Annotated in this window: 29 protein-coding genes; 11 read left to right on the forward strand and 18 right to left on the reverse strand. The window is 42.2% G+C overall.

Translation table 11 applies throughout. The features are described from left to right. Positions 1–5 precede the first annotated feature (5 nt). Genes ICV01_RS07900 through dacB form a run of 3 tightly spaced genes read left to right on the forward strand, consistent with a single transcriptional unit; the run spans position 6 to position 3798 of the window. A complete protein-coding gene (locus tag ICV01_RS07900) occupies positions 6–629 on the forward strand; it encodes a response regulator transcription factor (protein WP_215287227.1) in 624 nt (207 codons plus the stop codon). Further along, a complete protein-coding gene (locus ICV01_RS07905) occupies positions 622–2208 on the forward strand; it encodes an ATP-binding protein (RefSeq protein ID WP_215287229.1) in 1587 nt (528 codons plus the stop codon). The genes ICV01_RS07900 and ICV01_RS07905 overlap by 8 nt, the downstream gene beginning before the upstream one ends. A 36-nt stretch (positions 2209–2244) precedes the next feature. After that, positions 2245–3798 (forward strand): D-alanyl-D-alanine carboxypeptidase/D-alanyl-D-alanine-endopeptidase, encoded by a 1554-nt coding sequence (gene dacB / locus ICV01_RS07910; RefSeq protein ID WP_215287237.1) that lies wholly within the window; start codon positions 2245–2247, stop codon positions 3796–3798. Here the strand turns inward: dacB and ICV01_RS07915 are convergent. The 9 genes from ICV01_RS07915 to ICV01_RS07955 form a co-directional block, all read right to left on the reverse strand. Beyond that, positions 3791–4843 (reverse strand): L-threonylcarbamoyladenylate synthase, encoded by a 1053-nt coding sequence (locus tag ICV01_RS07915; protein ID WP_215287239.1) that lies wholly within the window; start codon positions 4841–4843, stop codon positions 3791–3793. The two genes, dacB and ICV01_RS07915, sit on opposite strands and share 8 nt — an antisense overlap. A gap of 11 nt (positions 4844–4854) precedes the next feature. Then, on the reverse strand, positions 4855–6033 hold the full coding sequence (locus tag ICV01_RS07920; protein ID WP_215287241.1) for a 5-(carboxyamino)imidazole ribonucleotide synthase: 1179 nt from the start codon (positions 6031–6033) through the stop codon (positions 4855–4857). 3 nt (positions 6034–6036) lie between these two features. Further along, positions 6037–6534, reverse strand: a complete 498-nt coding sequence (gene purE / locus ICV01_RS07925) for a 5-(carboxyamino)imidazole ribonucleotide mutase (protein WP_215287243.1) — start codon at positions 6532–6534, stop codon at positions 6037–6039. 37 nt (positions 6535–6571) lie between these two features. Continuing rightward, entirely contained in the window at positions 6572–7465 is an 894-nt protein-coding gene (locus tag ICV01_RS07930) for a phosphoribosylaminoimidazolesuccinocarboxamide synthase (protein ID WP_215287245.1), read from the reverse strand. A gap of 7 nt (positions 7466–7472) precedes the next feature. Further along, positions 7473–8537: a class II fructose-bisphosphate aldolase gene (gene fba, locus ICV01_RS07935; RefSeq protein ID WP_215287247.1), complete on the reverse strand. Its 1065-nt coding sequence runs from the start codon at positions 8535–8537 to the stop codon at positions 7473–7475. A gap of 24 nt (positions 8538–8561) precedes the next feature. Further along, positions 8562–9995, reverse strand: coding sequence for a pyruvate kinase (gene pyk, locus ICV01_RS07940; RefSeq protein WP_215289183.1), 1434 nt, complete (start codon positions 9993–9995; stop codon positions 8562–8564). Beyond that, positions 9992–11206, reverse strand: coding sequence for a phosphoglycerate kinase (locus tag ICV01_RS07945; protein ID WP_215287249.1), 1215 nt, complete (start codon positions 11204–11206; stop codon positions 9992–9994). The genes pyk and ICV01_RS07945 overlap by 4 nt, the downstream gene beginning before the upstream one ends. Positions 11207–11283: 77 nt before the next feature. Next, on the reverse strand, positions 11284–11613 hold the full coding sequence (locus ICV01_RS07950) for an AzlD domain-containing protein (protein WP_215287251.1): 330 nt from the start codon (positions 11611–11613) through the stop codon (positions 11284–11286). Beyond that, positions 11610–12332, reverse strand: coding sequence for an AzlC family ABC transporter permease (locus ICV01_RS07955; protein WP_215287253.1), 723 nt, complete (start codon positions 12330–12332; stop codon positions 11610–11612). Before ICV01_RS07955 ends, ICV01_RS07950 begins: the two co-directional genes overlap by 4 nt. 128 nt (positions 12333–12460) lie before the next feature. On the opposite strand from ICV01_RS07955, the gene ICV01_RS07960 reads away from it, so the two are divergent. Genes ICV01_RS07960 through ICV01_RS07980 form a run of 5 tightly spaced genes read left to right on the forward strand, consistent with a single transcriptional unit; the run spans position 12461 to position 15644 of the window. After that, positions 12461–13381, forward strand: a complete 921-nt coding sequence (locus ICV01_RS07960) for a branched-chain amino acid transaminase (protein ID WP_215287255.1) — start codon at positions 12461–12463, stop codon at positions 13379–13381. Between the two features lie 7 nt (positions 13382–13388). Then, the gene (locus ICV01_RS07965) at positions 13389–13577 is read left to right on the forward strand and encodes a zinc-finger domain-containing protein (RefSeq protein WP_215287257.1); all 189 of its coding nucleotides are present in this window, start codon (positions 13389–13391) and stop codon (positions 13575–13577) included. A 6-nt stretch (positions 13578–13583) separates the two neighbouring features. After that, a complete protein-coding gene (waaF, locus tag ICV01_RS07970) occupies positions 13584–14600 on the forward strand; it encodes a lipopolysaccharide heptosyltransferase II (RefSeq protein WP_215287259.1) in 1017 nt (338 codons plus the stop codon). A 7-nt stretch (positions 14601–14607) separates the two neighbouring features. Further along, positions 14608–15042: a nuclear transport factor 2 family protein gene (locus tag ICV01_RS07975; RefSeq protein WP_215287260.1), complete on the forward strand. Its 435-nt coding sequence runs from the start codon at positions 14608–14610 to the stop codon at positions 15040–15042. 2 nt (positions 15043–15044) lie between these two features. Continuing rightward, a complete protein-coding gene (locus ICV01_RS07980; RefSeq protein ID WP_215287262.1) occupies positions 15045–15644 on the forward strand; it encodes a DUF2946 family protein in 600 nt (199 codons plus the stop codon). Here the strand turns inward: ICV01_RS07980 and ICV01_RS07985 are convergent. Further along, positions 15626–17272, reverse strand: coding sequence for a M48 family metallopeptidase (locus ICV01_RS07985; RefSeq protein ID WP_215287264.1), 1647 nt, complete (start codon positions 17270–17272; stop codon positions 15626–15628). The genes ICV01_RS07980 and ICV01_RS07985 overlap by 19 nt on opposite strands. 26 nt (positions 17273–17298) lie before the next feature. Here ICV01_RS07985 and moaC point away from each other — a divergent pair, with 26 nt between their 5' ends. Both moaC and ICV01_RS09150 read left to right on the forward strand, forming a co-directional pair. Further along, positions 17299–17775 carry a cyclic pyranopterin monophosphate synthase MoaC gene (gene moaC / locus ICV01_RS07990; RefSeq protein WP_215287266.1) on the forward strand — a complete coding sequence of 159 codons (477 nt, stop codon included), beginning with the start codon at positions 17299–17301 and terminating at the stop codon, positions 17773–17775. Positions 17776–17887: 112 nt separating this feature from the next. Continuing rightward, positions 17888–17959 carry a hypothetical protein gene (locus ICV01_RS09150; RefSeq protein WP_371817479.1) on the forward strand — a complete coding sequence of 24 codons (72 nt, stop codon included), beginning with the start codon at positions 17888–17890 and terminating at the stop codon, positions 17957–17959. Between the two features lie 30 nt (positions 17960–17989). Here the strand turns inward: ICV01_RS09150 and ICV01_RS08000 are convergent, their stop codons facing one another. The 8 genes from ICV01_RS08000 to recA all read right to left on the reverse strand — a co-directional run bounded on the left by ICV01_RS08000 (position 17990) and on the right by recA (position 24389). After that, positions 17990–18349, reverse strand: coding sequence for a hypothetical protein (locus ICV01_RS08000; RefSeq protein WP_215287268.1), 360 nt, complete (start codon positions 18347–18349; stop codon positions 17990–17992). A gap of 299 nt (positions 18350–18648) precedes the next feature. Further along, complete coding sequence (locus tag ICV01_RS08005; protein WP_215287270.1) at positions 18649–19149, reverse strand: pilin; 501 nt, start codon at positions 19147–19149, stop codon at positions 18649–18651. 115 nt (positions 19150–19264) lie between these two features. Further along, a complete protein-coding gene (locus tag ICV01_RS08010; RefSeq protein WP_215287272.1) occupies positions 19265–19963 on the reverse strand; it encodes a TerC family protein in 699 nt (232 codons plus the stop codon). A gap of 76 nt (positions 19964–20039) precedes the next feature. Further along, a complete protein-coding gene (gene sucD / locus ICV01_RS08015) occupies positions 20040–20933 on the reverse strand; it encodes a succinate--CoA ligase subunit alpha (protein WP_088813015.1) in 894 nt (297 codons plus the stop codon). Positions 20934–20951: 18 nt separating this feature from the next. Next, positions 20952–22112, reverse strand: a complete 1161-nt coding sequence (gene sucC / locus ICV01_RS08020; protein ID WP_215287274.1) for an ADP-forming succinate--CoA ligase subunit beta — start codon at positions 22110–22112, stop codon at positions 20952–20954. A gap of 103 nt (positions 22113–22215) precedes the next feature. Continuing rightward, on the reverse strand, positions 22216–22806 hold the full coding sequence (locus ICV01_RS08025) for a DUF2889 domain-containing protein (protein ID WP_251369341.1): 591 nt from the start codon (positions 22804–22806) through the stop codon (positions 22216–22218). A 31-nt stretch (positions 22807–22837) separates the two neighbouring features. Continuing rightward, on the reverse strand, positions 22838–23314 hold the full coding sequence (recX, locus tag ICV01_RS08030) for a recombination regulator RecX (protein WP_215287276.1): 477 nt from the start codon (positions 23312–23314) through the stop codon (positions 22838–22840). Beyond that, positions 23307–24389, reverse strand: a complete 1083-nt coding sequence (gene recA / locus ICV01_RS08035; RefSeq protein ID WP_215287277.1) for a recombinase RecA — start codon at positions 24387–24389, stop codon at positions 23307–23309. The genes recX and recA overlap by 8 nt, the downstream gene beginning before the upstream one ends. A 193-nt stretch (positions 24390–24582) precedes the next feature. On the opposite strand from recA, the gene ICV01_RS08040 reads away from it, so the two are divergent. Then, a complete protein-coding gene (locus ICV01_RS08040) occupies positions 24583–25278 on the forward strand; it encodes a response regulator transcription factor (RefSeq protein WP_215287278.1) in 696 nt (231 codons plus the stop codon). The last annotated feature ends 1 nt before the right edge of the window (position 25279 follow it).

Genomic DNA, 25279 nt, shown 5'->3' on the forward strand with positions numbered 1-25279 from the left:
AGCCTATGAGAAAAAGAGTTTTATTAGCTGATGATCACCCAGCCATGCTTTGGGCTCTCAAAAGCATCATTCAGGCGCAAGCTCACTTTGAAGTAATAGGTGAAGCTTCCAACGGTGAGGCCTGCCTGGAAATTACTAAAACCCTTCAACCAGATATCGTTGTTTTAGATATCGATATGCCTAAAGTAGATGGCTTAGATGTCATCCGACGACTATCGATTCAGGCGCCACACATCAGAATTTTAGTGGTCTCAAGTCTGGATGCAAAAATCTATGGCAATCGCGTGCGCAGCACAGGTGGGCATGGTTTTATCAACAAAACAGCTAACTCAGACATCATCATGGCTGCCTGCCTTGCAGTTTCACAGGGATATACATTTTTCCAAACGACTCAAGATGGCAAATCTCCTGACAGCGATGAAGAAAAAATATCCTCGTTCTCACCTAGAGAATTTCAAGTTCTTAAATATCTGGCATCTGGCTTTGGCAACAACGACATATCAGAGTTTCTACATATCAGCAGCAAAACTGTATCAACTTATAAACACAGGCTATACAAAAAAATTGGCGTCAACAATATTGCGGATTTAATTGCCTTCTGCAAAATTAATAAGATCACAGATGACTGAAACCTCTATCACGCACTCCATCTTGATGGCATGCTTGGTTAGCCTATCTATATATCTGCATATTCAAAATAGATGGCTAATAAAGCGAGCCGGAAAACTATCGGCCAAAAACCACGCTTTAGAAGAGCTCAGCACACTAAAAAGCACACACCTCTCAACCATCAGCCATGAGATTAGAACGCCCATTAGCGCTCTTATTGGGATTCATCAAAAAATATTGCGCAATCAATCTCTGCCTTTGGAAGATAGGGATCTTCTAGAAGGCGCCAATGCATCAGCAAAATCTTTACTAGAAATTCTCAATCAAAATTTAGATTTTTCAAAAATACAGGCTGGCAAATTCGAAATACGTGAAGAGCCCTGCGATTTAAAAAATATCCTTAGCAGCATCTATAGGAATTTCTCAGAATCAGCAAAGCAATCTCATATTGAATTTGATATTTATATTTGCAACCAAATAGCGCAAAGCTTATTAATAGATGCTATTAAATTACGCCAAATATTGCAAAACCTCATCAGCAACTCCATTAAGTTTTCCAGGAATGGCTGCGTAAGAATCAACGCCAAGGTGATTGCAGATGATCACTTTGCCCAAATAATATTTTTTGAAGTAGCCGATACGGGTAAAGGCATACCTCATAACGAAATTAATCGACTTCGAGAGCCATTTGAGCAACTAGTGAACATGAAACGAGGCGGCCAAGAATTGGGCACAGGACTTGGCTTATATATCACAGAGCATCTTTTAAGCTTGATGGGTAGCACGCTAGAACTTGCTTCGGAAGAGGACCTGGGTACGAGCGCCTCATTTACCCTGGCCCTAAAGAGGTCACTTGAACAACCCAATTACATCTCAGAATGTACCCTACAGAAAAATATTCGTCCGATTGAAAGAAACAAAACAGTTCTCATCATTGATGACCACGCAGCAAGCCAGCTCATCACAGCTTCACAGTTCAAAGAAATGGGCTACTGCGTTCACACGGCAGATCATGCAGGAATGGCCTTAAATATGCTCGCAGAAATCGAGTTTGATATGGTCATTACTGATTTCTCCATGCCTGATATGAATGGCATGGAGTTAGCCAAGATCATTCATGAGCAATATGATGGAAAAGCAAAGATTTTTGGCCTCACCGCCTACATCGATGGCCCAGAAGAACTGCTCAATGAGCAGACGGTCTTTCATGCCATTCTCACAAAACCAGCATCTATTCATGATTGGGAAAGAGAAATTCATTTAGAGGAAAGATATATACAGTCTTTAAGCAATATCAGCCTAGATAAAAATATTCAAATCAATATATCTAAAGAATTGCTGGCAACCCAAGTTGCTAGTATTCATTACTTAGCGGCGGCCAATTGGAATAGATACTGCCCAATCAATGAAAAAGAATTAAAAACTCATCTACACAAGATTAAAGGTGGGTCTAAATTGGTGGGAGATACTCATCTTGAAAAATCTTGCCAATCAATTGAGCAACGCAGATATTCATCACTACCTGTCGCAGAGAAAAATTTACGGGTTGCTTTAGCCAAATCAAACAGGATTTTAAGAAAAATTTCTAATTCGTCATAACTATCTATAAATTTCTTAAAGCTATAAAATTTAGCCATGCTAAATAAATGCCTAAGAACAATCATCTTCAGTAGTGGATTATTTCTACACTCGTTGATTGCCTATGGACACAATATTCTTCCAGAATCGGTAGAACAGCTAATTAAGAAAAGTTCCATTTCAAAGGAAGCCATTACGGTTTCAGTTGAAAAAATTTCTCGCCAAAATACTCCCAGCTCCAAATACATATCTTCTGAAGTCTTAAGTTGGCAGGAAGATAAACCCATGAACCCAGCTTCCACCATGAAGCTAGTTACAAGTCTAGCTGCCATGGAAATGCTAGGGCCGCAATATCGCTGGAAAACAGACTTGTTCACTAATGGGCAAATACAAGGCGACACCTTAAAAGGTGATTTATTACTAAAGGGTAGCGGCGACCCCAAGCTAATTCCCGAAGAAATCAACAAACTACTATCCAATCTCAAAGGATTAGGCATTAAAAAAATATCTGGCGATTTAATTTTTGACAGAACCGCCTATGAAAAACCACAGAAAGAGTCATCATTTTCTGATGGAGAAACCCAAAGATCCTATAACACATCACCTGATGCTCTTCTATTTGCATTTAATAGCCTAAGCTTTCAGTTCTTTCCTAATACTGATAATGACTTAGTTTTAATTAAGCAAACACCAAGACTAGCCAACTTAAAGATAGATAACAATTTAAAGGTGGTTGATAACCCTTTTTGTGTTGACTGGAAAAAAGATATTCATATGTCTTTAGATCGCCAAACAAATGGCTCATGGCTTGCGACTTTCAACGGCCTATACCCAAGCGGATGTAAAAGTGCCGCTTGGAATGTAGTGGCGAGTGATATTGATTCGTTCTTGGCGCAAAGTGTCATTGCAGCTTGGGAAGATGCTGGCGGCATATGGCTTAAAACACCTACCGTTAAAACTGGCAATTTGACTAAGTCATTCAGACCCATCATGACGCACTTTGGCATACCCCTTTATGAATCAGTCAAAGATATTAATAAGCTATCTAATAATGTGATGGCAAAACAACTTTTCTTAACAATCTCTTTGGAAAAATCAGGCAAAGCTAGTAATACTGAAAATAGCGAAAAAATTGTTAGGGATTGGTTAAAAAAATCTAACTTAGACATGCCAGAGCTTGTGATGGAGAATGGCTCAGGCCTATCACGCATAGAACGCATCTCCTCTAAACATCTCAACGATATTTTAGTTCTCGGATTGAATTCTGAATCAAGAAGTTATTACACCGAGTCGCTACCAATTGCTGGCGTTGATGGGACGATGAAACACCGCTTGCTAGATAAGATTAAAAAATACTTACCTAACAAGAAAGAAAATAGCCTTTTAAAGACCAATACCCAAGGCTTTCCTGAGACGCTGCAAAAATATGGTGCCTATATCAAAACAGGCTCGTTAATGGATGTTAGAAGTATCTCTGGATATGTGGTGAGTAGAACAGGCGAAGTGTATGCAGTGACTTCTTTCATCAACCACCCTAATGCAAATACCGGTAGAAATATTCACGATGCCTTATTGGCATGGCTTTTAGATGATGGTCCAGCTTCTAAATAAGGCCCGAGCCAACAGCTGCACGAGATAATCGATCTCGCACAGCATCCCACTCGCTACCGAGCGGAGGTGCTTGGAAAAGAATAAGGTCGTAATCAGATTTATCCAGAGATCGCAAAGTTGCATATAAAGCCTTAGCGAGCTCAACTGGATTATTCGGAATGATAAATTCAATGTATGCGCTTACTGATTTATCAACCAGTTTTTTACCATCGTCTAAATGCACCCATGCAATCTTCTTAGCTTGCTTGATGACATCATTATTTAAGCTCATATCATCACGATATAAAACCAGTTTTGTTTTAGGCGCGTAATGAGCACTTAAACTTCCAGAAACTCTCGGTGTGGCTTGTGTTGATGTGGTGATTGATCTAACTTCCAGTGGCGTTATTAGATTGAGAGTTGCACTCAGCACCTCGTGAATTTGCTCTTGAGATATAGCTCCGGGCCGTAATATCGTCGGACCAACAGTATCCAAACGACTCAAGTCAACAATGGTGGACTCAATACCAACCTCACAAGCTCCACCATCTAAAACAAGCAACCCAGGGAATTCATCTTGAACATGTTCAGCTGTAGTCGGTGAAATATGTCCAAACTTATTAGCCGATGGCGCTGCCAAACCTCCATCAAATCTTCTTAACAACTCTAACGCCACTGGATGATTAGGGCATCTAATGCCCACAGTCTCTTGGCCGCCTGTAATTTCTGATAAAACATTTTTAGCTTTTGGCAAAATCATCGTCAGAGGACCTGGCCAAAATGCCTCAGCTAATAGCAACGCTTCACTAGGAACATCTCGAGCCCATAAAGCCAGTTGCTTTTCCCAAGCAGCATATTTTTCTTCCTGATTAAGCTTCTCAAGAACAGGCTTAGCAATATGCACAATTAAAGGATGACCAGTAGGCCTACCTTTTGTGGCAAATATTTTATTAATAGCAATTGGATTGGCTGCATCTGCAGCAAGGCCATAAACAGTTTCGGTCGGGATACCCACCAAATGACCAGACTTCAAAGTCTGAACTGCTTGCCCAATTAAATCAGTCATGTTTAGCGTAATTAGCGTTGAATACGCAAAACCTTTATAGCTTCAGCACAAGCCACATCCACTTCAGATGGGTTGTTACCCACAAAATTAATATGGCCCATTTTTCTAGCTTGACGTGGCTCAGCTTTGCCATACAAATGTAATTTTGCAGAATGATTTTTCAAAACAATATGCCACTTCGGCTCAGAACGATCACCATCTACCAACCACTCATCACCCAGAATATTTAACATCACGGTTGACTGAATTAATTTCGTGCTACCCAATGGCAACCTAGCCATTGCTCTAACCTGTTGTTCAAACTGACTAGTCACACAAGCATTTTGTGTGTAATGCCCAGAATTATGAGGACGCGGTGCAATTTCATTAGCGACAATTTCACCACTCTTTAATACAAAGAATTCAACGCATAAAACACCCACATAATCCAAGCGACGAATAATCGCCTTGGCAGCTTCGATAATTTTTACTTCTTGGTCAGCCTTTAATGAAGGTGCTGGCACAGTTGTTGTATGCAAAATGCCATTTTTATGAATATTTTGAGCTACCGGATAGGCCAAAACTTCATCATCATGACCGCGCACAACAAGCGCAGACACTTCAAAATCTAATTCCATGCGTTTTTCTAAAACACATGGCACCTGACCAAACTCTTGCCAAGCAGCCGTCAATTGTTCTTTATTGGATACAGTTATTTGGCCTTTGCCGTCATAACCCATACGAGCAATCTTCAAAATACCCGGATATAAGTCAGCCGCAACATGATCAATATCTGTGGCATGCTCAATCACAAAGTGCGGCGCAGGCCCAATCCCTGCCTCAGCCTTCCAAGTGGCTAAAAATTTCTTTTCGGCTACGCGATTTTGCGCGACAGAAACGCCACCACTTCTAGGTGCAACATAAACGCCCAAGGCCTCTAATTCATCCAAAGCTTGAGCGGGAACATTTTCAAATTCAGTGCTAACTGAACTACAACAAGCTGCCATTTCTTTAAGCGCTTGATGATCAACATAATCTGCTTGAATATGTTTTTCAGCGACAGCCCCTGCCGGGCTATTCGCATCTGGATCTAAGACACAAACTTTATACCCCATTGCTTGCGCAGCATGCGTAAACATCCTGCCAAGCTGGCCGCCTCCAAGAATTCCTAAATAAGAACCGGGTAATACTGGGTCTAAACGGTCAGCCATAAATTAAGAATGTCCTGGCAAATTCATCGCACGAGCTTTTTCTGTTTGAGCAGAACGGAAAGCCTCCAACTTCTTAGCTAAAGCAGCATCATTAACAGCCAAATTGGCAATCACATGCAAAGCAGCATTAGCAGCGCCCGCCTCGCCGATAGCAAAAGTGGCAACCGGAACGCCTTTTGGCATTTGCACGATGGAGTAAAGAGAGTCTTCACCTCTCAAATACTTAGAAGCTACTGGTACACCAAAAATAGGCACAATTGTTTTTGAAGCTAACATACCTGGCAAATGGGCTGCACCACCTGCGCCGGCAACAATAGCTTTTAATCCTCTTGATAAAGCCTGTTCGGCGTAATCGAACATATCATCAGGCATACGATGAGCTGAAACCACTTTTGCCTCATAGATAACTCCAAACTCTTGGAAAATTTGAGCAGCTTGCTGCATGGTTTCCCAATCTGAATTTGAACCCATCACGATACCAACTACTGGCTTTTGGCTCATCATCTTTTCCTTTTAAATAACGCGTCACTCAATTTATTTAAGCCGTTAAAGTTTCTAAAGCTTCACGGTATTTTGCTGCGGTTTTCTCAATCACATCAGCTGGCAATTTAGGCGCCGGCGGAGATTTATCCCAAGGCTTACCATTAACAACCGCCAACTCCAACCAATCACGCACAAACTGTTTATCAAACGACGGTGGGTTTGACCCAACTTGATAAGAACTTGCTGGCCAGAATCTTGAAGAATCAGCTGTTAACACTTCGTCCATCAGAACTAAATTCCCAGCCTCATCCAAACCAAATTCAAATTTAGTATCAGCAATGATGATGCCCTTAGTGGCGGCAAACTCAGAAGCTTCTTGATATAACCGAATGCTTACGTCATGAATCTTTTTCGCTAATTCAGCGCCAATTTTCTTTTCAACTTCAGCATAAGAAATATTTTCGTCATGCTCACCTACTTCAGCTTTAGCAGCTGGCGTAAAAATAGGTTCAGGCAATTTTTGCGCATTCTGCATGCCAGCCGGCAACTGAATGCCACAAATAGCACCAGTCGCTTGGTAATCCTTCCAACCACTACCAGAAAGATATCCGCGCACAACAGCCTCAACCAAAATAGGTTTAAGACGCTTAGTCACAATCGCGCGACCAGTTACCTGAGCAACTTCATCAGCGGCAACCACTGTTTCAGGATTAATACCAGTTAAATGATTAGGGATCACATGCGATAACTTATCAAACCAAAAGTTAGCCATTTGATTAAGAACGATTCCCTTACCAGGAATAGGCTCCCCCATCACCACGTCAAATGCGGATAAACGATCAGTTGTGATCATCAACAACTGATCATCACCAATCGCATAAATATCTCGAACCTTACCTTTAGAAATTAAAGGCAAAGACTTAATAGAAGATTCGTAAAGCGCTTGCATGAATACCTTATCTAACTAGTTGAGCGAGTTGGCCATTTTTATACTGATCCGCCATTTTTTCTAATGGCATCGCTTTAATTTTTGACGCTTGACCTTCACAACCAAAAGCAAGGTATCTTGCCTTACATAAATTCTTAGCAGCCTCACGTGCAGGCTTTAAGTAATCGCGCGGGTCGAATTTGCCAGGGTTTTGGAATAAATACTGACGAATAGCGGCGGTCATAGCCAAACGAATATCTGTATCAATATTAATTTTTCTAACGCCATGTTTAATGCCCTGCTGAATCTCTTCCACAGGCACACCATAAGTTTCCTTCATCTCACCGCCGAATTCGCGAATAATCGCCAACAACTCTTGAGGTACGCTTGATGAACCATGCATCACCAAATGAGTATTTGGGATACGCGCATTAATTTCTTTAATGCGATCAATTGCCAAAATGTCGCCAGTAGGCTTTTTAGTGAACTTATAAGCGCCATGACTTGTACCAATAGCGATAGCTAAAGCATCACACTGGGTTTTTTTCACAAAGTCAGCAGCCTGCTCAACATCAGTTAATAGCTGCTCACGTGTCATAGCACCCTCAGCACCATGACCGTCTTCTTTGTCACCCATCATGGTTTCCAAAGAACCCAATACACCTAGCTCGGCTTCAACAGTTACGCCAATAGAGTGGGCGAACTTTACAACCTCTTGAGATACAGCAACGTTGTAATCATAAGTGGCGACTGTTTTACCATCATCCATCAATGAACCATCCATCATGACGGATGTAAAACCTGAACGAATCGCAGCCATACAAACAGCTGGGCTTTGGCCATGGTCTTGATGCATCACTACTGGAATATGAGGATAAGCTTCTACGGCTGCATCAATTAAGTGGCGCAAGAAAGCTTCGCCAGCATATTTACGAGCGCCTGCCGAGGCTTGCATAATCACCGGTGCATTAACCTCATCAGCCGCAGCCATAATGGCTTGCACTTGCTCAAGATTATTAACATTGAATGCTGGTAAACCATAAGTGTTCTCAGCAGCATGATCCAATAATTGGCGCAATGAAACGAGTGCCATAACTATTTCCCTTAATTAAAAAAATTACTTCACATTAACAATTTTTAGCGTATTAGTTCCGCCAACTGTTCCCATAGGCTCACCAACGGTCAAAACAATCGCGTCACCTGACTGAACCACACCCAAATCTTTCACGCAAGATTCAGCTTGGTTTAATGCCGTATCACGATCATCACTAGTCTCCAATTGCTGGGGATGAACGTTACGATACAAAGCCATAGCTCTCTGACTTGCCACTTTTGTAGTTAAAGCAAAAATTGGCACTTGAATTTTGTGACGGCTCATCCATAAAGCCGTTGAACCAGAGTCTGTTAAAGCAACAATGGCCTTAACCCCCAAATGGTAAGCGGTAAAAAGAGCACCAAATGCAATGGACTGATCAATACGCGTAAATTTTTGGTCAAAGAAATCAGCGTCCAAATGATGAACTTCTGTTTTTTCAGCCTCTTTACAAATTGCAGCCATTTGCAAAACTGTTTCTACTGGATATTGGCCTGAAGCAGTTTCTGCAGACAACATCACTGCATCCGTACCATCTAGAACAGCATTAGCCACATCACTCACTTCTGCACGTGTTGGAACCGGATTAACAATCATCGACTCCATCATTTGCGTAGCTGTAATCACAACCTTATTCGCTTCACGCGCCAACTGAATCATTTTTTTCTGCAAAGCTGGTACCGTTGCATTACCAACTTCAACAGCCAAGTCACCGCGAGCAACCATAATGCCGTCGCTCACTTCCAAAATACCTTCCAAAACACCTGGCAAAACAGCTTCAGCTCGTTCAATCTTGGCAATCAACTTAGCCTTATGACCAAACTTTTGACTTGCCTGATTAGAAAGCTCGCGAGCGATTTTCATATCCTCAGCATTTTTAGGGAAGCTAATGGCGATATAGTCGGCGCCCAAACCCACGGCAGTTAAAAGATCTTCTTTATCTTTTTCAGTTAACGCTGGAGCGGTTAAACCACCACCCGCACGATTAATACCTTTGTTATTGGACAGCTCGCCACCCAACTCAACAACCGTATGAATACAGCTACCTTCCACAGCCTCTACACGAATAACCAATAAACCATCATTCAAAAGTAGCTTATCGCCAACTTTGACATCATTAGGTAAATTTTTGTAATCCAAACCAACACAAGTTTGATTACCCAACTGGCAATTAGCATCTAAAGTGAAGCGCTCACCGGCTTTTAGAATAATTTTGTTATTTTCAAATTTACCAACACGAATCTTAGGTCCCTGAAGGTCGGCCATGATCGCGACTTCACGACCCGCTGCTTTTGAAACTTCACGCACCAACTTTGCACGCGCCTGATGATCAACAGCAGTACCGTGAGAGAAATTCAACCGCACAACATCAACACCAGCATCGAATAACTGCTTTAGGATTTCAGCACTACTAGATGCAGGACCTAATGTTGCAACGATTTTTGTGGCACGCATTATTTTTCAGATCTTTCACTCAAAATTTCAAAAGCGGGCAAAGTTTTACCTTCTAAGAATTCTAAGAAAGCGCCACCACCTGTAGAGATGTAATCGACTTGCTTCTCAATGCCATATTTAGCGATGGCAGCCAATGTGTCACCACCACCCGCAATCGAAAATGCAGGTGAATGAGCGATAGCAGCCGCCAACATTTTTGTACCGCCCCCGAATTGATCAATTTCAAAAACACCAATCGGGCCATTCCATACAATCGTTCCTGCATGAGCCACAATTCCAGCTAACTCAGCGGATGTCTTAGGTCCCACATCCAAAATCATGTCATCAGACTGAACATCCGTAGAAGCTACTCGGTTGGCACGCGCCAAAGGTGATAATTCATTAGCAACCACTACGTCCACTGGAATAGGCACGCTAGCACCACGCTTAGCCATCACATCAATGATGGCTTTGGCTTCATTCACCAAATCAGGCTCAGCTAAAGAGCGTCCAATCGGTAAACCAGCTGCCAACATAAATGTATTAGCAATGCCACCGCCCACAATTAACTGATCTACTTTTTCAGCCAATGATTTAAGGATGGTAAGTTTTGTTGAAACTTTTGAACCTGCAACAATCGCCACTAAAGGACGCTTAGGATCTGTTAGTGCTTTACCAAGAGCATCCAACTCAGCTGCCATCAAAGGACCTGCACAAGCGATGCCAGCATATTTAGCCATACCATGAGTAGTTGCTTCAGCCCTATGTGCTGTACCAAAAGCATCATTCACATAGACATCACAGAGTTTGGCCATTTTTTGAGCCAACTCTTCATTATTCTTTTTCTCGCCTTTGTTTAGGCGGCAGTTTTCAAGCAAAACCAAATCGCCAGGCGTTACCTCAAAGCCACCATCAACCCAATCACTGATCAAGGGAACCTTACGCTCTAATAATTCAGCGATACGATCAGCCACAGGAGACAAACTATCTTCTGGCTTGAATTCACCTTCAGTTGGTCTTCCCAAGTGAGAAGTCACCATCACCGCCGCGCCAGCATCCAAGGCTAACTTGATGGCTGGAATTGATGCACGGATACGCGTATCTTCAGTAATATTTCCTGCTTCATCTTGGGGAACGTTTAAATCAGCGCGAATAAAAACACGCTTACCTTTTAGTTGACCAGTAGCTGCTAAATCCGAAAGACGATTAAATTTAAGTTTTGATGTGCCAGGCATGATGACTAGAGATTTGAGTAAAAAGCTAGAAAGTCAGATTTTACCTTTTTACTGAGGCAAATCTCGCTTTTTTGACCTCAAAAATACCATCTAGCGCAGGTAAAGCCCACCATCCCCAAAATGATTGTTAAAACCATGCTTCTAGTAAGCAAAAAACCTCCCATGGCGACCAATCCACCCCAAAGATGGGGGTTTTTCCACTCAAAACTAGCCACAGAGCCAGTTTTAAGCAAAAAGATCTCGGGAACGACGATAGCAACCAAGGCAGCAGCTGGGGCGTAACGAATAGCTCTCTGAACAGAATCCGGCAGCTCAACCCTAGTCCCCATGAGAAGAAAGAAGCCTCGGGTTAAAAAAGTAATCACCATCAAACCTAAAATAGAAACCCATATCTCTAAAGTGCTCATAAAACGCCCTTTTTAGATGGCTTCTTGGCGTTATATTGATCCATCAACATACCCACAATAATCGCCGTTAAAACTGATAAGACAAGATTTAACTTAAATGGCAAATTAACCGTCAACAAAGCCACAATCGCGGCAGCAATTGCTGTAAACATGGCCGAACCATGATCGACCATCGGTAACAAAATCGCTATCAATGCCAAAGTACCCGCAAAACCCAAGCCCCAAGCTTCTGGAATCAAACTAGCCAAATAAATACCCAACATGGATCCGGTTTGCCAAATACACCAATTGGTTAAGGACATCCCCAAAAAGAAAGGTAAAGCGAAACGATCCCCGTGAGGGTCGGGGTAGCGCGCCATAAAAAAAGCGAAATTTAAATCGCCATTCAAATACCCCAAAACCGATCGCTTCCAAAAAGCCCGATCCTTGAAGTGCGGCTGAATACCAGCGCTAGAAATCACAAAGCGTAGATTAACAATCGCTGCGGTTAACCAAATGGTCCAGATAGGAAAATTACCGGCAATTAAAGGCAAAGCAGCCAATTGTGCTGAACCCGCATAGACCAAAAAGGACATCCCCACGGCCTCGCCGGTAGTTAAACCAGACTTCGCCATAGCCACCCCAGTCACTAATGCCCAAGTGAATATGGCAAAACCAGACCTAGACATGGTTCTAAAACCATCCCAAGCAGCAGCACGATGTCCATCAGACCAGGCCAAACGATCCTCGTTTTTAAGATTAATTGCTCAATTATAGGTAGGGATAAGAATCCATGCGTAGCCATGGACAGTCGCCTGTTTTACAATAGCAATTCAACCAATTTTTCTCAGAATTTAGGAAATACACCATGTCAATGGCAAATCGTGATGGCTTTATTTGGATGGACGGAAAACTTATTCCATGGCGCGACGCCAACATCCATGTTCTTACTCACTCACTTCACTATGGCATGGCTGTGTTTGAAGGCGTGCGCGCTTACAAAACCGATAAAGGCACTGCTATTTTTAGGCTGAAAGAACACACACGCAGACTATTTAACTCTGCAAAAATATTTCAAATGCCGATGTCTTACACAGAAGAGCAAATTTCAGAAGCAACACTAGCTGTTGTTAGAGAAAATAAATTAACTTCTTGCTATATCAGACCGATTGTTTGGATTGGCTCCGAAAAATTAGGTGTATCAGCTAAAGGCAACACCATCCACTCATCAATTGCAGCCTGGGAATGGGGTGCTTACTTAGGTGAAGACGGCATTAACAAAGGTATTCGCGTTAAAACATCGTCATTTACACGTCACCATGTCAACGTATCACTAGTTAGAGCAAAAGCTTCTGGGTATTACATCAATTCTATTTTGGCTAACCAAGAAGTAACGATTCATGGTTACGATGAAGCGCTATTACTTGATACAGACGGTTATGTTTCTGAAGGCTCTGGTGAGAATGTGTTCATTGTTAAGAATGGCATTATTTACACACCAGATTTAGCTTCTTGCTTAGACGGTATTACACGTGACGCTATTTTTACGATTGCAAAAGACCTCGGTATTGAAGTTCGTGAAAAACGTATTACTCGTGATGAAATGTATTGTGCTGACGAAGCCTTCTTTACAGGTACAGCTGCCGAAGTAACGCCTATCAGAGAACTTGACGATCGCGCGATTGGCAAAGGTGTTCGCGGCCCAATTACAGAAAAAATTCAAAAAGTATTCTTTGATGCTGTAGCTGGTAAAAATGATAAATACAGTCACTGGTTAACTTTGGTGTGAGATAGATATGACTCAAGATAAGAACATTGTTCAAGTAGATGGGCATAAAGATTTACCACTTCATTGCCCTACTCAAGCAGCCTGGAATTTACATCCTAGAGTTTTCTTAGATGTTGTCTCCACAGGTTCTGCAAAATGTCCTTATTGCGGTACGCAATATCAACTCAAACCAGGCACAGCGCCTCACGGTCACTAAAAGAATATGGCTAATATTCTCATCATCGCACCCAATTGGATTGGTGATGCGGTGATGGCTGAACCTCTGATCACAGAGGTTAAGAAACAACACCCCGATAGCGAAATACATGTTTTAGCAACCCCGTGGGTTGCTTCGGTGATGCGAGCAATCCCAGCCGTTAGCCAAATTATTTCAGCGGATTTAAAACATGGCTTACTTCAATGGGCAGAAAGAAAAAAGCTGGCAGCTGATCTCAAGAAATCAAATTACAGCCACGCTTACATACTTCCTAATAGCCTAAAGTCTGCACTCATTCCATGGATGGCAAATATCCCTGTTAGAGTTGGTTACAAAGGGGAAATGCGCTGGGGCTTAATTAATCGTTTATTAAAAAACCCGTCCAAGTCTCATCGCCCACCGATGTCGAGCCATTATTTAGCGCTATCCGGAAATAAAAGCGCAGAAGTACCCCACCCACATCTAGCAGTAAACACTGATTTATCTGATTCGATAAAAAATAAATTACAAACCACATGCCCGCATCAACAATTATTTGTTCTTTGCCCTGGTGCGGAATATGGCCCTGCCAAACAGTGGCCGGCAGAGCATTTTGCGAAACTAGCAGAATTAATTGTCACCCAACATCCTGATAGCTTAATTTTAATTTTGGGTAGCAAAAAAGAAGCTGCGTTAGGCGAGCAAATAAAACAACTAAGCCAACACCCTCATCAGGCTCTCAACTGGTGTGGTGAAACATCACTCGATGAAGCTATGGCATCTATTAGCGTGGCAGATGCGGTCGTTAGCAACGATTCAGGTTTAATGCATATCGCAGCGGCCTTAGGACGCCCCCAAGTTGCTATTTTTGGCTCTAGTGATCCAAGGCACACACCGCCGCTATCCTCAAAGGCAACGATTCACTGGCTACACTTAGAGTGCAGCCCATGCTTTAAAAGAAACTGTCCTTTAGGTCACACAAAATGTTTAATGGACATTTCCCCTAAAGACATCCTAAACTCACTATCTACAACCACTCAATAAATTCGCCATGCCACGTCAAGCCCGCTTATTTCAAATGCCAGAAGAAGTTCTAGAAGCTTGGCGCGACTCACTGCATCACAATGATCTCGATGGATCCATTGATTTATGGATGGATGAAGATTCAATCACTTGCATCCTCCCAGGCGGTAAACGCTTAACAGGCCACGTGGAATTGAGAGAAGGTCTTAAAAAAATATTAGCTGACCATTTCTTATGGCTCGACCCTATTCAAGCAATTGGCCATACTGCGATGGGAATCGCATTCTTTGACACTACCGAAGCCGTTCGCTTGGAAGCAAAACAAGTTGAACCAGAATTTTTCCTCAACTTCACTTACGCTTTGGTGCAAGGACCTATGGGCTGGAAAATAGCTCACATCCATGCAAGCCCTGCGCAAGAAGAACATATCCAACTACCTAGCACCATTCACGGATTCCATTAAACATGGATGAACAGGTATTACGCTCACTCATTAAGTGGCCGTCTGTACCTGAATGTCGAGGTTGGCTAGCGCTTGACCGCAGAGGCAATTGGAGAATGCGTAATGAATTCGCGCAAAAAAATCATCTCCCAGGAGACATCATCCAGCACAGTGGACTTGTCTCATTTATTGAAAGAAATTACGCCACCAATGAAGATGGCGAGTGGTTTTTTCAAAATGGCCCGCAAAGAGTTTATGTCGACCTAGATTACACGCCACTAGTTGCACGGTTTTATCCCGATAAAGAAACTTATTTATTAAAAACAACAACTGGCATACCAATCAAACCAACTCAATGCTTAATGGATGAGAAAGGGCAAATTGTCCTTACTGCCCACATTGAAGTTCAATATGCACCGACCACCAATGAAACTCTGTTTTTGAAAGAAACAAAAGAAGTCCATGTGTTACTTCACAATCATGATCTTGGCATATTTTCAGAGACCGCTGAAGTTCAACATGCTTGCGGCCTATTAGGTCACTGGAATTGGCAAGGTCAAAAAATTGCCGTTGAATCAGCAACATCTGCTGACATTAAAAAAATTTATTGCACCTTACCTTGATCTTTTAGCTCTTGACGATACAACTCTTGTATCTGTCTTGCGCGCGCATCAATCTCCGAAGATTGATAAAAATCGGCATCCCCTGAAGCTTTCGCCAAACGCATTTGTTCCATAGCAGCAACCCAAGCACCATCAGCAACATACTTCTCTGCCATGCTTGCATGTTGAAGAGCAATCTTGCCAGACTGCGCATAGGCCATGGACAAAAGACCCCACCACACAGAATCATCCGAGTACAACCTGGTTTGCCTCTTTAGCCAAGTAATCGCAGGCTCAAATTGTTTTAGCTTCAGCTGCGCTTCAATTGTTAATAAATTAAATGTTCGAGAACTAGGATGGCCTGCTCTTAATGTATTTAACTGTTTTAATGCCGGCTCATACATTGACTTAGCAAACATGATGTCAATAGAAGTTGCTTCTACCGCTAAGCTCCAACGCTGAATTGGTGAACCGTTCGCAGTAAGTGCCTGCAAAGCATTTCTTGTTTTCACAAGATTAGCTTCCGCATCAGCAATTTTTTGCTCTTTGAGATTCAACAGAGCCAAGCCGTAATACCCTTCTATCTGCTTAGTTAAATCAGGTTTACGACTCAAACTTTCATAAAGTTGACGCAAGTCTGGATAAGTACTCGTACTAGTCGCCTGAATTAATCTAGCCCTAGCCTTTAATAAATAAAACTCTACTGAAGATGGTACTTTTCGTGAAGCGATACCTCGCACACGATCTTGCATATCAGCAATACGATCCGTCGTTAATGGGTGCGTTCTAACATAACCAGGCACACCACTTTCCATAATGCTATTAGCACGCTGCATACGATTGAAGAAATCCGGCATGCCTTGAACATCGAAACCACCCGCTTGCAAAATCTGGAATCCCACACGATCTGCCTCACGCTCGGCATCTCTAGAGTAGGCTAATTGATTCTGAATCGCTAAAGCTTGACCACCCACAGCCAGGCCCTGAGCAGCATTAGGATTACGACTCGCAGCCACGACTGCTAAAACAATCGAGGCTAATGCAATCATGGAATTCGTGCCTTGTTGGCCGTACATTCTTGCAATATGTTTCTGAGTAACGTGGCCTATCTCATGCCCCAACACAGAAGCCAACTCAGACTCAGTTTCAGCAGCAACAATTAAACCTGTATGCACACCCAAAAAACCACCTGGCAATGCAAAAGCATTAATACTGCGATCTTTCACACCAAACAATTCAAAATTAAGCGCAAAAGTACCTTTACCATCTAAACCAGCTACACCCTGTTTACGAGCAGCATCGACCAACTGATGTCCAATGCCATTCAAATAATCATAAAAGACAGGATCCGCTGAATAATCAGGGTCGCGCCTAATTTCTCGCATGATGCGTTCACCTAATTTACGCTCATCAACAGGCGTTAAAGAAGCGCTTGATGAATCCCCTAAATCTGGCAACACCAAAATTGGTTGGCGACTCTGAGCGACAACAGCCGCCGCCTGAGATTTACTTAATTTAATAGGCTGGTCTGTTGCATCTTGATTTAATCGATTTCCATCAACCTGGGCATATAAAAAAGCTGGCTGAAACACTAAGGCCATAGCTAAGACCATTAGTTTTTTATGAAATCGATTTTTTTTACTATTCATAGCCTCAATTATGGTACAAATCAGCCATGAACAAGTTCACTCATTTTGACGAAAGCGGCCAAGCCCATATGGTTGATGTTGGGCAAAAAAACCACACTCATCGCGTTGCGGTTGCGACTGGCATGATTTCAATGCAAAAAGATACCTTTGCCGCCATTAAAGCAGGTTCGCATAAAAAAGGCGATGTCATTGGTATTGCCAGAATTGCAGCTATTCAAGCAACCAAAAGAAGCCCAGATTTAATCCCTTTGTGTCACCCCATAGCGTTGACTAGGGTTGCTGTTGAATTCAACTTGCACGAAGAGAAGTCATCTATCCAATGCACCGTGACAACAGAAACCGTTGGGCAAACAGGCGTTGAAATTGAAGCTTTAACTGGCGTTCAAATTGGTCTTCTAACCATTTACGATATGTGCAAAGCTGTTGATAGAGGCATGGTGATTTCAGATGTGCGTTTACTTGAAAAGAGCGGCGGCAAATCTGGGATATGGAAGGCAGCGTAGGAAACGCTAATCTTATACATTGATCTCTAGACCTAAAAGTATTGCGCCGTCACGAGAACAACAAGAGAAAAATAACCTCTATAAATACTAACTGAGAAGCCCGAGAAAATCTATTGCTCTTTCCCAAGAAGAGCTTGCATTGAAGTGCGATATAGATAGAACTTACATTAGCAAGCTGGGGTGAGGCATTGCCAATCCCGCACTTTTAGTTTTATTAAAATTGCCTATGTAAAATTACTCCACTATACGAACGGGAAACAATAGGGGTTAAAAAATATTTATCAGTCACCCAAGCACCCAAGGCCGCACCTAAGGCATGCGAGCCAGCATCCAAGAGTGAAGGATAAAACTTTGCTTTTTGAACAGACATCTCATAACCTTGAGCTAAAACACCCAAGGTGGCACTAACACCAAACCCAATCCATGCTCGATTAGGAGAGTCATCAGCAATTTTTGTTACAACCGCTGCAATTGCAGCGCCGCCTGCTGCATGACTAAGTTCACTAGTCATGCCATCATATGCATAGGCACTTGAACCAAACAAAACAAGAACAATAAAAATTATTTTTTTCACGGGAAGCCTTCTAATTTGTAAAAACTATAACACTTAATAAGTTCTAAATTTAACTTTTAGCGCGCCCCTCACGAACCAACATCTATTTCAGAAATGATGCACCATTCCCCCCATATAAAGCCTTGTTTTATTTCTATCCTACTTACCCTAACTCTGGAGAAGTTTTAGAATGCAATCTTAGATAGAGATAGAGTAATTTTAGATGTGCGCTTACTTGAAAAATGACTGGTGACCATAAAACAAGGGGGCTATAAATAGCTCCCTTGTTTTATTTACTAATTGCGAGCTAACTGTCTAGATTATTTGCAGTCACTCGGTAATAGTTTGGAATCCAATGTATTTTGAGTAGATTTACAGCTCCAAACACCCGCCCAAGGTTTAGCTTTGGCATCACTTAAATCAACTGCCACTGCTTCACCGTTTGCCACATCATTAACTGGGCTCAAAACAAGTAAATTTTGCCCTTCTGGTGCAACGTTGCTCTGATATGAAATATGAATGGCCCCGCTCTTATCAATTTTCACTTCTTTAACGCTGTTGGTTGTTGTGGCTTTAAAAATAGATTCTGTCGCCAAAGCCATATCCGCAGCACCCTTACCTGAATAAACCTCCGTTACAGCCAATTTCGCGCCAGCAGCAAGACTTAAACCTTCGGCAATACGAGTTTTGGCAATGTAGTCCTGATACTTTGGCACAGCAATAGCTGCCAAGATACCAATGATGGCAATCACAACCATCAACTCAATTAAAGTGAAACCGTTTTTCTCTTTTAACTGCAAATTACGTCTACCTTCATTCATGTTTAATAATACCTCCGTTAACACCCACTATCATCCCAGATAGTTAATGATTTGGGGGATCACAACATTGTAAGAAAATGCTGATTTTTGTGTTGAATCAAACTACAGCAAAAAATTATTTCTTTTGCTTGTTTCGTTTCGTTAACTCTCCCAAAGACATCACACTCAATGCAGCCACAACACCAGCCACAGTAGAATATGCTTCAATGTAATTACCAAGATACTGAATCAAACCAGGGTCGGTGAAAATCATGCCGCCAGCAATCCAGCCTAATAAGCCCGCACCGAATGTAACAATGATTGGGAATCGATCAATCAAATATAAAACAATCTGACTACCACCAACAATTAACGGAATAGAGACTAACAAACCAAAAACAATATAACCAAACTGATGATGAGCGGCATCAACCTGACCAGCTGCGCCAGCAATAGCAATAACATTGTCCACGCTCATAGCAATGTCGGCAACGATAATAGTCTTTACTGCAGTCCAAAGCTTGTCAGATGCCTCCAACTCATGATCACCATCATCTGCCGTCTCAACCATCAACTTGTAGCCAATCCATAGCAACAAAATACCACCAGTAAATTTTAAGAACGGTATTTTTAGTAATGTGACCGCAAAAATCACCAAAATAATACGCAAAATAATAGCCCCAACCGTTCCCCACATAATTCCTCGGCGACGCTGACTTGGATGTAAATTTCGACAAGCCAATGCAATTACTACGGCATTATCACCACCTAACAAGACATCAATCATGATAATTTGAGCAATTACTGCCCAGTCTATTGTTGTGAAAAATTCCATGTCATCTTCTTTTTTGTTTTATGAATAAAAAACGGGAGCCAGGCTCCCGTTGATTTTTTTGCCCTTAGAGCGAATATTACAACAACGCTTTTAGCAATTTACCCATTTCTGATGGATTGCGTGTCACTGTGAAGCCACACTCTTCCATAATAGCCAACTTAGCATCTGCTGTATCAGCACCACCAGAGATCAACGCACCAGCATGGCCCATACGCTTACCTGCAGGGGCAGTTACACCAGCAATGAAGCCAACAACAGGTTTTTTCATATTAGCTTTGCACCAACGGGCTGCTTCAGCTTCGTCAGGACCACCAATTTCACCAATCATGATCACAGCATCAGTATCTGGATCATCATTAAAAGCCTTCATCACATCAATGTGCTTAAGACCGTTAATTGGGTCACCACCAATACCAACCGCTGAAGATTGGCCCAGACCGATTTCTGTCAACTGAGCAACAGCTTCATAAGTCAAAGTACCAGAACGGCTAACTACACCAATACGTCCCTTACGATGAATGTGACCTGGCATGATGCCGATCTTGATTTCATCAGGCGTAATCAAACCTGGGCAGTTTGGTCCCAATAACAAAGTCTTTTTACCGCCTTTAGCTTCTTTAGCAGCCATCTTGTTGCGAACTTCTAACATGTCGCGAACAGGAATACCTTCTGTAATACAGATTGCTAAATCAAGATCCGCTTCAACAGCTTCCCAAATAGCAGCTGCAGCACCAGCAGGTGGTACGTAAATCACAGAAACAGTTGCACCTGTTTCAGCAGCAGCCTCTTTTACTGACGCATAAATAGGAATATCAAAAATTTTCTCGCCAGCTTTTTTAGGGTTCACGCCGGCAACAAAACATTCTTTACCATTTGCGTACTCTTGACACTTTTCAGTGTGGAACTGACCAGTTTTACCAGTGATACCTTGAGTAATAACTCGTGTGTTTTTATTAATAAGAATAGACATTTAAATTCCTTTCGTGGCTTACTTAACTGCTGCAACAGCTTTAGTCGCTGCTTCAGCCATCGTGTCTGCACTAATAATCGGCAGGCCAGATTCAGCCAACATCTTCTTACCGAGCTCTTCGTTTGTACCCTTCATACGAACAACCAAAGGTACGCTCAAGTTCACCGCTTTACATGCAGTGATCACACCATCAGCAATCACATCACACTTCATGATGCCGCCGAAAATGTTAACTAGAATCGCTTTAACATCTTTGTTCTTCAACATGATCTTAAAAGCTTCTGTTACTTTCTCAGCAGTAGCACCACCACCTACGTCCAAGAAGTTTGCTGGCTCGCCACCGAACAACTTAATAGTGTCCATAGTCGCCATCGCTAAACCTGCACCATTCACTAAGCAACCAATGTTGCCGTCTAATGAAATGTAGGCTAAATCAAATTTTGAAGCTTCCACTTCAGCTGGATCTTCTTCATCCAAGTCACGGTAAGCCACGATTTCTGGGTGACGGAACAATGCGTTTGAGTCGAAATTGAATTTCGCATCCAAAGCCTTGATATTGCCGTTACCTTCCAAAATCAATGGGTTGATCTCAACCAATGATGCGTCTGTATCCATATAAACTTTGTACAAGCTTTGCAAAACAGCTTTTGCTTGAGCTTGTGAAGCCTCTGGAACACCAATACCTTGAGCTAACTTAGCTGCATCAGCATCTGTCAAACCAACTAACGGGTTTGCAAACACTTTGATAATTTTTTCTGGGGTCTTAGCAGCAACTTCTTCAATATCCATGCCGCCTTCGCTTGAAGCCATTACAACTACTGATTGTGTTGCACGGTCAGTCAAGATACCTACGTAATATTCTTTTTTGATGTCAGCGCCGTCTTCAATCAATAAACGACGAACTTTCTGACCTTCAGGACCAGTTTGATGAGTTTTCAACTGCATACCCAAAATTTGAGTTGCATATGTTTTAACTTCATCTAAGCTCTTAGCAACCTTAACGCCACCACCTTTACCGCGGCCACCTGCGTGAATTTGAGCCTTAACAACCCATACTGGGCCGCCTAATTTCTTAGCTGCTTCAACAGCTTCATCTACAGTTAATGCCGGAACGCCATTTGGCACTGGCACGTTAAATTGACGCAAGATTTCCTTGCCTTGGTACTCATGGATCTTCATTGAGGCTCCCTCTTTAATAGTCGCAAAATACTAATGTTTTTAACTTACTTAACTCTGTCTTCTCTGTATATTTTTAACAACTAAGCTATCTATTATCCCTTTTTCAGTCACTAGACCCTGGTTTTCGCATTTCAGGCGCAACCAGAGGCGCTCCATACCAAATTTTGTAATATTTTTTAACTACTTCGCCGTCTGTTCGAAGTGCGTGACAACCATTCAACTGAAAGGGCATTTGGTCAGGATGGGCCTCACCCTCAACTTTAGACTGCAAAACCTCGCCTGCAAAAGCCTGGATGGCCGCTGTTGGCAAAACTGAGCAAAGCTCAGTGATGTGCGAACAGCCTTTCATACCTTTAAATAGATTTTTTACGGCAGCTCTAAAGCCAGAGATTAAGTTAAGACCCACTAACTTTTCATATGCTGGGGTAATTGACTCACAAGAACCTGGATAAGGAACAGCTAATGATTCGGCTTTGGCTGCTAAAACGTTAAATTGGGTATCAATCGTAATAGTGAGTAACATTTGGTGAATAGGCTCACCTTTTGCGCGCATGCTGCTAGCTAAATGAAAGTCTTTACCTTTGGTATCTAGCAAACTCGCCTCAATATCCCACAAACCATCCTCACGCCGAAAAACTTGAGTATGTATTTTCCGAGTGTGGATTAATTGGCGAGAAATAGGACTGGAAGACATCACTAAAGTCTACACCAGGACGGTGTTAACCCTAATCAAAATTGATTGAAGGTGGCTGATATCTGCCAGAGGTGATTTTAATAATTAAATCTAATGAAAATCCCTTGCTTACCAAATAACGAACTTGCTTAGCTCGATCTTTAGGATCAGTGGCAATAGCTTCGCCATATTTTCTCGACCATAGAGCCCAAGCCCTCTCACCCTCAGTTTCTTTAAGGGTCTCCTTTAAACGATCAATGGTTTCAATTGGGATTGATTGTTGCTTTAACTCATCAATAATGCGTAAAGTCCCATAACGCTCAGACTTACGGCGCACCAAGCTTTCAGCATATCGTTCGTTAGATAGCCAAGACTCTTTTTCTAAACGATCTAGAAGCTCATCCAACTGCGTTGGATTATCAGCTGCATGAGGCAGAAGCTTCTTACGAAGCTCCTGCCTACTATGCTCTCTACGTGAAAGAAAACGTAAAGCCCTTGCCATTAGGCTAGGGCCTGCAACCTCAGGCATCAGCGATTTCTTGAGCAGAAATAATAGATCCGCCCTTAACCCCTAATTTCTCACGAATTTTTGCTTCAATTTCTTTAGCAATTTCAGGGTTTTCTTTTAAGAATTCGCGGGCATTGTCTTTACCTTGACCAACACGATCACCTTTATAGCTGTACCAGGCGCCTGACTTTTCAACGATATCGCATTCAACACCTAAATCAATAATTTCGCCCTGGCGAGAAATACCCTCGCCATACATGATGTCAAAGATAGCCTCTCTAAATGGAGGGGAAACTTTATTTTTAACCACTTTCACACGTGTTTCATTGCCCACTACCTCGTCGCCCTTCTTAATGCTGCCAATACGACGAATATCTAAGCGCATAGAAGCGTAAAACTTTAAAGCGTTACCGCCAGTTGTGGTTTCTGGTGAACCAAACATAACGCCAATCTTCATACGAATTTGGTTAATAAAGATAACCATTGAATTCGTACGCTTGATCGTACCTGTTAACTTTCTTAGCGCTTGGCTCATTAATCTAGCTTGCAATCCAGGCAATGAATCACCCATATCACCTTCAATTTCCGCTCTAGGAACAAGCGCTGCAACAGAGTCAACCACAATCAAATCAATGGATCCAGACCTCACCAAGGCATCAGCGATTTCTAATGCTTGCTCACCTGTATCAGGTTGAGAGATTAATAAATTATTAACATCAACGCCTAATTTAGCGGCATATTGAACATCTAAAGCATGTTCAGCATCAATAAAGGCACATGTACCGCCTAACTTCTGCATTTCCGCTACAGCGTGCAAAGTTAAAGTCGTTTTACCTGAAGATTCAGGGCCATAAATTTCAATCACGCGACCACGGGCTAGGCCACCAACGCCTAGAGCGATATCAAGGCCTAAAGAGCCCGTCGATACCACCTGAATATCTTGAGCAATATCACTATCACCCAAACGCATGATGGAACCTTTACCAAATTGCTTCTCAATCTGAGCTAAGGCCGCATTTAATGCTTTTTGCTTATCAGCGCTCATACCATCAATGTCAGTTGAAGCGCTGCCAGATTTCTTCTTATGGTCTTCCATAATCGTCCTTATTTAAAATTAGGTGTATTTTTGTCATATTTGCTTAATTCACAGTAATAACTGTATATAAAAACAGTAGTCTGCGCAAGGCATTTTTTGTGCTTAGCTAGAATATATGCATTAAAAGTAAATATCTTGCCTAGGAATGTAGGCAAAATCTTATTAATTTGTAGGAATTACCGGATAAGGTTGTATGAGAATTCTGATTGCTGAAGACGATAGCGTATTAGCTGATGGCTTAACCCGTTCATTACGCCAATCTGGCTATGCGGTAGATCATGTAAAAGATGGCCAGTCTGCTGACTTAGCTCTGTCTGCGCAAGCATTTGACCTATTAATTTTAGATTTAGGCCTACCCAAAATGACTGGCATGGAAGTATTGAAACGTCTGCGCTCACGTAATTCAATGCTACCCGTACTGATTTTGACAGCTGCGGATTCAACTGAAGAGCGCGTTAAAGGTTTAGATAACGGTGCGGATGATTACATGGCTAAGCCTTTCGCACTTTCAGAGCTAGAAGCCCGCGTCAGAGCATTAACTCGACGCGGCACTGGTGGTGGCCCAACCGTGGTCAAACATGGCCCCCTACAATTTGACCAAGTTGGTCGGGTCGCTTATATCGACGAAAAAATGCTTGAACTATCAGCAAGAGAATTAGGTTTGCTAGAAGTTCTATTGAAAAGAGTGGGGCGGCTTGTATCAAAAGATCAATTGGTTGACCATCTCTGCGAGTGGGGAGAAGAAGTTAGTAATAACGCCATTGAAGTTTATGTACACCGTTTACGCAAAAAAATTGAAATTGGCGGAATTCGAATCGCAACCATTCGTGGTCTTGGTTATTGCTTAGAAAAATTTCAAGCACCTCAAGCTAAAGATCCAGTTGCTTAAT

The organism is Polynucleobacter sp. MWH-Spelu-300-X4 (assembly GCF_018687515.1).
GTDB lineage: Bacteria > Pseudomonadota > Gammaproteobacteria > Burkholderiales > Burkholderiaceae > Polynucleobacter.